Here is an 8,340-nt window from a genome sequence, read left to right on the forward strand (position 1 = left end):
GCATGAGCCTGGCACGCCGGCTCATCTCAGCCGGCTTCAGCGACCTCGACAAAGGGGAGCGGTTCCTTGGTGCCCGCGAACTCGACGGCATCGACCAGGAGACCCTCTTCGCGGGCCTGCACCTGAGCGCGAGCCCGGACACGGCCCTGCAGACCCTGGTGCGGCTGATCGAAAAGCACCCGGAGCTGCGGGACCTCGCGGCGGCCGAGCCGGAGCGCAGCGAAGCCCTGTACCGCCTGCTCGGAGCATCCGAGGCCCTCGGCGAGTTCCTGATCCGCCACCCCGAGCACCTCGACGTGTTCGACGGGCGGGTCAGCCCCGAGCCGCAGGCCCAGGACCCGGCCGTGCTGCGGTCCCGGCTGCTTGCTTCCGTCCGCGCCGACGCCGCCACCCCGCGGCCGGTGGCAGCCCTGACCGGCACGAAGGCATACGCCGCGCTGCGCACTGCCTACCGCCGCGGCCTGACCGAGCTGGCCATCAGGGACCTGTGCGCCGCCAGCCCGCAGGACGCGATGCCGATCGTCGGGGCCGAGCTGGCAGACCTCGCCGGTGCCGCCATCGAAGCGGCACTGGCCGTGTCCCGCGCCGAGGCGGCCGCCGCCTTCGACCCGGCGGACGTCGCCGCGGTCCGGCTGGCAGTCATCGGCATGGGCAAGTGCGGCGCCCGGGAGCTTAACTACATTTCCGACGTCGACGTCATCTATGTGATCGACGCCCCGGGGCTGGAGGACGCGCACGCCGCCACCATCGGAACCGCCCTGGCCAGCGGGATCTCGCGGGCAATTTCCTCCACCGCCCCGGAGCCCGGGCTCTGGGAAGTCGATGCGAACCTGCGCCCCGAAGGAAAGTCCGGCCCGCTGGTGCGGACCCTGCCCTCGCACCTGAGCTACTACGCCCGCTGGGCGGACAGCTGGGAATTCCAGGCACTCCTGAAGGCCCGCACCATCGCCGGCGACCGGGAACTGGGTGCCCGCTACGAGGAAGCCGTGCAGCCGCTGGTGTGGGCGTCATCGGGCCGCGAAGGCTTCGTCGAGTCCGTCCAGGCCATGCGCCGCCGGGTCACCGACAACATCGCCCCTGCGGAGGAACAGCGCCAGATCAAGCTCGGCCCGGGCGGGCTGCGGGACGTCGAGTTCACCGTGCAGCTGCTGCAGCTGGTCCACGGGAAGTCGGACGAGACGCTGCGCTGCCGGGACACGACGTCGGCCATCGCGGCGCTCTCGGCCGGCGGCTACATCGGGCGCGCCGACGCCGCCGCCTTCGACAGCGCCTACCGCTACCTCCGGTTGCTGGAACACCGCATCCAGCTCTTCCAGCTGCGCCGCACCCACCTGATGCCCACCAGCGAGGACGCCCAGCGCTTCCTGGCCAAGGCCGTGCTCGGGCCCTTCTCCACGGAACGCCCGCACCCGGATGCGCTGATCGGCACCTGGCAGAAGACCAAGCGCTCGGTCCGGGAACTGCACGAGCGCATCTTCTACCGCCCGCTGCTCAACACGGCGGCAAGCCTCAGCAGCGAAGACGCCCGCCTCAGCCCGGAGGCGGCACAGGGGCGCCTGGCGGCGCTCGGCTACCGCGACCCGCAGGGCGCCATGCGGCACATCGAGGCGCTCACCGCGGGCGTCAGCCGGCGTGCCGCCCTGCAGCGGCAGCTGCTGCCCATCCTGCTCGGCTGGCTCGCCGAGGGAGTGGATCCCGACGCCGGCCTGCTCGCCTTCCGCCGGGTCAGCGAGGCCCTCGGCACCACGCACTGGTACCTCGGAATGCTGCGTGACTCGCAGGCCGCGGCCGAACGGCTGTGCCACGTCCTGTCCAACTCGCGGCTGATCGCCGACCTGCTGGAAGTCTCCCCGGAATCGGTCGCCTGGCTCGGGAACGACAAGGAACTCAGGCCGGTTTCCTTCGAGGCCCAGTGGCAGGAAATCCAGTCGAAGATGTCCCGGCACGCCGACCCGGAAAGCGCCATGCGCCTCATCCGGCTCATCCGGCGCCGCGAAATCCTGCGGATTGCCATCGCCGACAGTTCCGGGCTGCTGGGCCAGGACGAAGTGGGCGAGGCGCTGGCAGACACCGACCGGGCAGCGATGCTGGGTGCCCTGCATGTGGCCGAAAACATCGTCACCGGCGGCGAACCCCTCAAGACCCACCTGCTGGTTGTGGCCATGGGCCGGCAGGGTGGCCGCGAAATCGGCTACGGATCCGATGCCGACGTCATGTACGTCCACCGCGCCCAGCCCGGCGCCACGGAAGAGGAGGCCCAGAAGCAGGCCCTGGCGATCGTCGCGCAGCTGTCGAGCCTGCTCACCCAGCCGCTGAAACCGGCGATCATGGCCGAACGTGTCCTCGCCGTCGACGCCGACCTGCGGCCCGAAGGCAAGAACGGTGCCATGGTGCGGTCCCTGGACTCGTACGCCGAGTACTACCGCCGCTGGTCCCTCATTTGGGAAGCCCAGGCGCTGCTGCGTGCCCGGCCGGTGGCGGGAGACGACCGGCTCGCTGCCGACTTCATCGAGCTGATCGATCCCATCCGCTACCCGGCGGCGCTCGAGGACACCGAGGTCCGGGAAATCCGCAGGATCAAGGCCCGTGTCGAATCCGAGCGGTTGCCCCGCGGGGCCGACCCCGCACGCCATGTGAAGCTGGGCCGCGGCGGCCTCAGCGACGTCGAGTGGCTCGTGCAGCTGCTGCAACTCCAGCATGCCGGGAAGCATCCCGAATTGCAGACCGCTTCCACGATGCAGGCGCTGGACGCCCTCGCAGGGCTGGGGCTGATCGGGAAGCAGGACGCGCAACTGCTGCGCACCACGTGGCGGCTGGCCAGCCGGATCCGCTCCGCCAACGTCATCTGCACGGGCCGTGCTTCCGATCTCCTGCCGGCCTCCCGCCGGGACTTGGAGGCCGTGGCGCGCTGGTGCGGCTACGCCCCGGGGCAGGCGGCGGTCTTCGAGGAGGACTACCTTCGGATGAGTCGGCGCACCCGGGCCGTGTTCGAGCGGGAATTCTACGGCCAGTAATCCCGGCAAATTGTTTGCGAGGGCCTAGATGATTTCCTCGCGGTCCTGGAGCTCCACGACACGGCCTTCGCGCAGCCCGGTGAGTGCCGAGGCGACATGGAATGCACCGTGGACGCCGAAGTGGGCGGGGAAGTCAGCCTCGGCGACGAACCGCCATTCGGTGAGTTCGGCCTCCTGCAGGACGATCCGTGCGCCGGCAGGCAGGACCCCGCCGTCGTAGAGGAAATTCAGGCCGTCACCGATGGGGGACGGAAACGCCGAGTGCCCGATGATGAGCAAAGCCCCGGGGACGATGTCCAGACCCAGCTCTTCGCGTCCCTCACGGCGTGCGGCGGCGCGGGGCGCTTCCCCTGCATCCACCGTGCCGCCGGGCAGGAGCCAGCCGTCCTTGTAGTTGGGCTTTACCGCCAGGACCCTGCCGCCGTCGTCGCGGATGACAAGCCCGGCGGCAACGCGGCGGCGCGGGAGAGTGCGGAAGTATTCGCGGCTTTCGGAGCTGAGATCGGCCATGCCCGCAACTCTACCTACTGCCCGCCGTGGTGACCCATCTGCGACTGGTTGAGCGCGGTGGGTACGTCATAAGGGTTCGGTTTCCGGTCGCTGTCCAGGCCGGTCGCATCACGGTTGTCATAGGAGCGGGGCGTGTTGAGGTCCCGGGAGCGCAGGCGGAGTCCGACCGCGAGCAGCCCGAGGGAGTCTGCCAGCAGGACCAGTCCGAGCACGAACATGACTGTTGTCCCGGCGTCGGCTTCTCCGCCCGCGACGGCGACGAGCGGCCGGGGGAGGATCACCACGCAGGCGGCGAACGCCAGCCCGGACAAAACCAGCAGGATGGTCCATTTCTTCTTCATTGCTTCCCCCAAGCGTCGGGCCGTTTACGTTCAACCCATTCAATCTGGAAGCAGGCCAAAACGAAAGCCGCGGCAGGCCGTCAACTTTTGTTGACGCCATGGAGGTGGACCGCATGAAGACCCTGGTCGGATCAATGGACGGCATGGGCCCTGCCGAGGCCCTCTATGCCGTGGCCGAGCTGCAGAAGGAAGTGGGCAGGACCGAAGCCCAGTTGGTGCGCGCTGCCCGGCAATCGGGGTTGTCCTGGGAAGCGATCGCCCTCTGCCTCGGCGTCAGCAAGCAGGCAGTGCACAAGAAGTACGGCAAGCAATAGTCCGCGCCCGCGTACGGGGCGATGGAACGCCAAAGGCCGGCCGCAGCGTGAAAGCTGCGGCCGGCCTTTGGTTTGTACAGGAAGCCTTGGCGGCTTCCGGCAGTCTGACTAGACGCCGTAGTAGAGCTCGAACTCGTAGGGGTTCGGGCGCAGCGACAGCGGCTTGATCTCGTTCTCGTACTTGTACTCGATCCAGGCGTCGATCAGGTCCTGGGTGAAGACGCCACCGGCCTGCAGGAACTCGTTGTCCTCACGCAGGGCTTCCAGTGCTTCTTCGAGGGAACCCGGAGCCTTCGGGATGTCCTTGGCTTCCTCGGCGGGGAGCTCGTAGAGGTCCTTGTCGATCGGAGCCGGGGGTTCGATGCGGTTGCGGATGCCGTCGATGCCGGCCATCAGCTGGGCAGCGAAGGCCAGGTACGGGTTCGAGGAGGGGTCCGGCGCGCGGAACTCGATGCGCTTGGCCTTCGGGTTGGAACCCGTGATCGGGATACGGATACCGGCGGAGCGGTTGCCCTGCGAGTAGACCATGTTGACCGGAGCTTCGAAGCCCTTGACCAGGCGGCGGTAGGAGTTCACCGTCGGGTTGGTGAAGGCGAGGACGGCGGAAGCGTGCTTCAGCAGGCCACCGATGTACCAGCGGGCGGTGTCGGACAAGCCGGCGTAGCCCTTCTCGTCGTAGAACAGCGGCTCGCCGCCGCTCCACAGGGACTGGTGGCAGTGCATGCCCGAACCATTGTCACCGAAGACCGGCTTCGGCATGAAGGTGACGGACTTGCCCCAGGCGTCGGCGGTGTTCTTGATGATGTACTTGAACTTCTGCAGGTCATCGGCGGCCGCGGTCAGCGTGGTGAACTTGTAGTTGATTTCGGCCTGGCCGGCGGAAGCGACTTCATGGTGCGAGCGCTCGACCACAAGGCCTGCCTTGTCCAGCTCAACGCACATGGCGTCGCGCAGGTCAGCCTGCTTGTCGGTGGGGGAGACGGGGAAGTAGCCGCCCTTGACCGGGGTCTTGTGACCCAGGTTGCCGCCCTCTTCCTTGCGGCCGGTGTTCCAGTAGGCTTCCTCGGAATCGATCTTGTAGAAGCTGCCCTGGGGGGAAGACTGGTACTGGACGTTGTCGAAGACGAAGAACTCGGCCTCGGGAGCGAAGAACGCGGTGTCGGCGATGCCGGTCGAGGCGAGGTAGGCTTCGGCCTTCTCGGCAACGCCGCGCGGGTCGCGGTGGTAGGGGTCGCCCGTGCGCGGGTTCACGATGGAGAAGTTCAGCGCGAGGGTCTTCTCGATACGGAAGGTGTCGATGAACGCGGAGGTCACGTCAGGGATCAGCTGCATGTCCGATTCTGCGATGCCCTGGAAGCCGCGGATGGAGGAACCGTCGAAGAGCTGGCCGTGCACGAAGAAGTCCAGGTCCACGCTCTTGGCCGGCACGTTGAAGTGCTGCTGGACGCCGGGCAGGTCGGTGAAGCGGATATCAACGAACTTGACGTCTTCTTCCTTGATGAACTGGAGAACTTCTTCCGCAGTCTTGAACATCTATGCTCCTAACGCATAACAGGTAACGGGCATTTGCCGTCTGATCCAGCGAAAACCGAAGCCGGCTGAGCACAAAAAAGTGCCCCCGGTGCGGTGGCTAGCAACTTCTACAACCTTAGGGAAAAGGGATTTCCCGGGAGTATCAGCTTTGTTTCAGGCAGGTTACAGAACTGCCTTCCGTGTAAACGCTACTTGCCCTGCTCGCCGAGGTCCATGTCGTCCGCGATGTGGCCCGGCGCCGCGCCGCCAGGCGGGGGGAAGGACGGCTGCGGGCTGCCGCCGTCGGGACGCTGCCAGTGATGCCGTTAAACTTGTCTCGTGGTTTCCCGTAAAGATCTCGGCTCATGGCTCACCGGCCCGGACACGTCCGGCATTTCGAAGTACCCGGGGGAGCGGCTGGGCCTTCCCGAATCCGGGCCCGGCTCCATGGCCCGGGCCGGGCGGCGCATCCTTGGCATTTGCATAGACTGGGGTGTGGCGCTGCTGATCAGCAACTTCGCCTTCGGCGGTAACCAGTGGGCCACGCTTGGCGTCTTCGCCATCGAGCAGATCCTACTGATCGGCACGCTCGGCTACAGCATCGGGCACCGGGTCGCCGGCATCCATGTGGTGAAGCTGGGCGGAGGACCGGCCGGCCCGCTCGCCGCCCTGGTGCGGACCCTGCTGCTGTGCCTGGTCATCCCCGCCGTCATCTTCGACCCGGACCAGCGCGGCCTCCACGACAAGGCCATGAACACCATCCTCATCAGGATGTGATCCCTCACTGCTGGAGAATTCCTGAAGACATGAAAGAACCGCCCCCGGCAACCAGGGGCGGTTCTTTAATGTTCGCGGAATCAGCGCCCGCGCTGCGGACGAGCCTTATAGGGGTCGATGCCCTTGGGGATCGGCAGTCGGTTGCTGGCCAGGGAAGAGATGCGCTTGCTGACCGCGTTGACCTCGACCTTGGTGAGCTCGTTCTTGAGCTTGTTCATGGTCTTGGCGATCTGGCTGATGGGAACCTGGCCTTCGCCGCGGCCGCTTTCGATGACGTGGATGGTGACGTTCGGCAGGATGCGGGAGAGCTTCTTGCGTTCGGCGTCCAGCAGCGGCTTGGCCCGGTGCGAGGGGCCTTCGCTGACGAGGACGACGCCGGGACGGCCGATGGCGCGGAACACGGCGTCCTGGGTGCGCGGGTTGACGGCGACCGGCTGCTCTTCGGTGATCCAGCCGCGGCGCAGGGTGCCGAGGGCGGCGCCGGACGCTCCCGGCTGGTTCTCGATCTGCGCGAAGGCGGCCCGCTCGGCTCGGCGGGACAGGATGAAAACGGCGGCCAGCAGGCCCAGCGGAATGCCGATGATCAGGCCGGTGATCGGGTTCTGCAGGAGCAGGCCGATGACCAGGCTGACGGCGATGACGCCCAGGAAGGCAAGAACCATCAGCCAGACGACCTGGGGGTCGCTGCGGCGGGTCATCTTGAAGACTTCGCCGATTTGCTTGAGCTGGCTGGGCTTCTTTGCCTTGGCTTCCTTGGGCTTGCGGGAGAACAATCCGCGCTTCGGAGCGTCGGCTGCCGACGGGGTCGGTTTGCTGGAATCAGGGGATTTCGCCATAGTGCCTTAATTCTACGTGATGACAAAGGACCGGACGCCTGCTGAAAGGCGTCCGGTCCCGTTGGCTTGATGGATGTTACGCGCCGTGGGTAAGGAGGGTGCGGGCTTCCTGGCGGGTGGTGCCGGAGTCCTGGATGCCTTCGGCGATGTGGGCAAGGTGGGCGGGGATGTCGCGGCCTTTCTTGCGCATGGCGGTGGCCCAGAGCCGGCCGGCCCGGTAGGAGGAGCGGACCAGGGGCCCGGACATGACGCCGAGGAAGCCGATCTGTTCGGCTTCGTCGGCGAGGTCGACGAATTCCTGGGGTTTGACCCAGCGGTCCACGGGCAGGTGCCGTTCGGAGGGGCGCAGGTACTGGGTGATGGTGACCAGGTCGCAGCCGGCCTCGTGCAGGTCGCGGAGGGCTTCGGAGATTTCTTCGCGGGTTTCGCCCATGCCCAGGATCAGGTTGGACTTGGTGACCATGCCGTGGTTCCGGCCCTGGGTGATGACGTCCAGGGAGCGTTCGTAGCGGAACGCGGGGCGGATGCGCTTGAAGATCCTGGGCACGGTTTCGACGTTGTGCGCGAAAACCTCGGGGGCGGAGTCGCAGATCGCGGCGATGTGGTCGGGGTTGCCGGAGAAGTCCGGGATGAGCAGTTCCACCCCGGTGCCGGGGTTCAGTTCGTGGATCTTGCGCACGGTTTCGGCGTAGAGCCAGACGCCTTCGTCTTCGAGGTCGTCGCGGGCCACGCCGGTGACGGTGGCGTAGCGCAGGTTCATGGACTGCACGGAGCGGGCGACCTTGGTGGGCTCCAGCCGGTCCAGGGGTGAGGGTTTGCCGGTGTCGATCTGGCAGAAGTCGCAGCGGCGGGTGCATTCGGAGCCGCCGATCAGGAAGGTCGCTTCCTTGTCTTCCCAGCACTCGAAGATGTTCGGGCAGCCGGCTTCCTCGCAGACGGTGTGCAGGCCTTCCTTCTTCACGAGGTTCTTCAGGCCCACGAACTCGGGCCCCATCTGGACCTTGGCCTTGATCCACTCGGGCTTGCGTTCGACCGG

At 66.9% G+C, this 8,340-nt stretch carries 8 protein-coding genes; 3 read left to right on the top strand and 5 right to left on the bottom strand.

Annotated elements, in window-relative coordinates; translation table 11 throughout:
* Positions 1-2: 2 nt before the first annotated feature.
* Entirely contained in the window at positions 3-3,014 is a 3,012-nt protein-coding gene (locus BLP88_RS15305; protein ID WP_074590579.1) for a bifunctional [glutamine synthetase] adenylyltransferase/[glutamine synthetase]-adenylyl-L-tyrosine phosphorylase, read from the top strand.
* Positions 3,015-3,038: 24 nt separating this feature from the next.
* Here the strand turns inward: BLP88_RS15305 and BLP88_RS15310 are convergent, their stop codons facing one another.
* Both BLP88_RS15310 and BLP88_RS15315 read right to left on the bottom strand, forming a co-directional pair.
* Positions 3,039-3,524: an NUDIX domain-containing protein gene (locus BLP88_RS15310; protein WP_074590581.1), complete on the bottom strand. Its 486-nt coding sequence runs from the start codon at positions 3,522-3,524 to the stop codon at positions 3,039-3,041.
* A 14-nt stretch (positions 3,525-3,538) separates the two neighbouring features.
* The gene (locus tag BLP88_RS15315; RefSeq protein ID WP_074590583.1) at positions 3,539-3,865 is read right to left on the bottom strand and encodes a hypothetical protein; all 327 of its coding nucleotides are present in this window, start codon (positions 3,863-3,865) and stop codon (positions 3,539-3,541) included.
* Between the two features lie 98 nt (positions 3,866-3,963).
* On the opposite strand from BLP88_RS15315, the gene BLP88_RS15320 reads away from it, so the two are divergent.
* On the top strand, positions 3,964-4,179 hold the full coding sequence (locus BLP88_RS15320; protein ID WP_074590585.1) for a death domain-containing protein: 216 nt from the start codon (positions 3,964-3,966) through the stop codon (positions 4,177-4,179).
* 108 nt (positions 4,180-4,287) lie between these two features.
* Here the strand turns inward: BLP88_RS15320 and glnA are convergent, their stop codons facing one another.
* Positions 4,288-5,712 (bottom strand): type I glutamate--ammonia ligase, encoded by a 1,425-nt coding sequence (gene glnA, locus BLP88_RS15325; protein ID WP_074590586.1) that lies wholly within the window; start codon positions 5,710-5,712, stop codon positions 4,288-4,290.
* Positions 5,713-6,030: 318 nt separating this feature from the next.
* On the opposite strand from glnA, the gene BLP88_RS15330 reads away from it, so the two are divergent.
* On the top strand, positions 6,031-6,468 hold the full coding sequence (locus BLP88_RS15330; protein WP_074590588.1) for an RDD family protein: 438 nt from the start codon (positions 6,031-6,033) through the stop codon (positions 6,466-6,468).
* Between the two features lie 80 nt (positions 6,469-6,548).
* Here the strand turns inward: BLP88_RS15330 and BLP88_RS15335 are convergent, their stop codons facing one another.
* Positions 6,549-7,304, bottom strand: a complete 756-nt coding sequence (locus BLP88_RS15335) for a DUF4191 domain-containing protein (RefSeq protein WP_074590590.1) — start codon at positions 7,302-7,304, stop codon at positions 6,549-6,551.
* 76 nt (positions 7,305-7,380) lie between these two features.
* The coding region (lipA, locus tag BLP88_RS15340) for a lipoyl synthase (protein ID WP_074590592.1) at positions 7,381-8,340 on the bottom strand (960 nt) is incomplete at its 5' end.

The sequence above is a fragment of the Arthrobacter cupressi genome (assembly GCF_900099975.1).
Classification (GTDB): domain Bacteria; phylum Actinomycetota; class Actinomycetes; order Actinomycetales; family Micrococcaceae; genus Arthrobacter; species Arthrobacter cupressi.

Bases quoted from the DNA above. Each gene is read 5' to 3' on its own strand.
- BLP88_RS15305 (WP_074590579.1), top strand. From the start codon at position 3: ATGAGCCTGGCACGCCGGCTCATCTCAGCCGGCTTCAGCGACCTCGAC.
- BLP88_RS15310 (WP_074590581.1), bottom strand. From the start codon at position 3,524: ATGGCCGATCTCAGCTCCGAAAGCCGCGAATACTTCCGCACTCTCCCG.
- BLP88_RS15315 (WP_074590583.1), bottom strand. From the start codon at position 3,865: ATGAAGAAGAAATGGACCATCCTGCTGGTTTTGTCCGGGCTGGCGTTC.
- BLP88_RS15320 (WP_074590585.1), top strand. From the start codon at position 3,964: ATGGAGGTGGACCGCATGAAGACCCTGGTCGGATCAATGGACGGCATG.
- glnA (WP_074590586.1), bottom strand. From the start codon at position 5,712: ATGTTCAAGACTGCGGAAGAAGTTCTCCAGTTCATCAAGGAAGAAGAC.
- BLP88_RS15335 (WP_074590590.1), bottom strand. From the start codon at position 7,304: ATGGCGAAATCCCCTGATTCCAGCAAACCGACCCCGTCGGCAGCCGAC.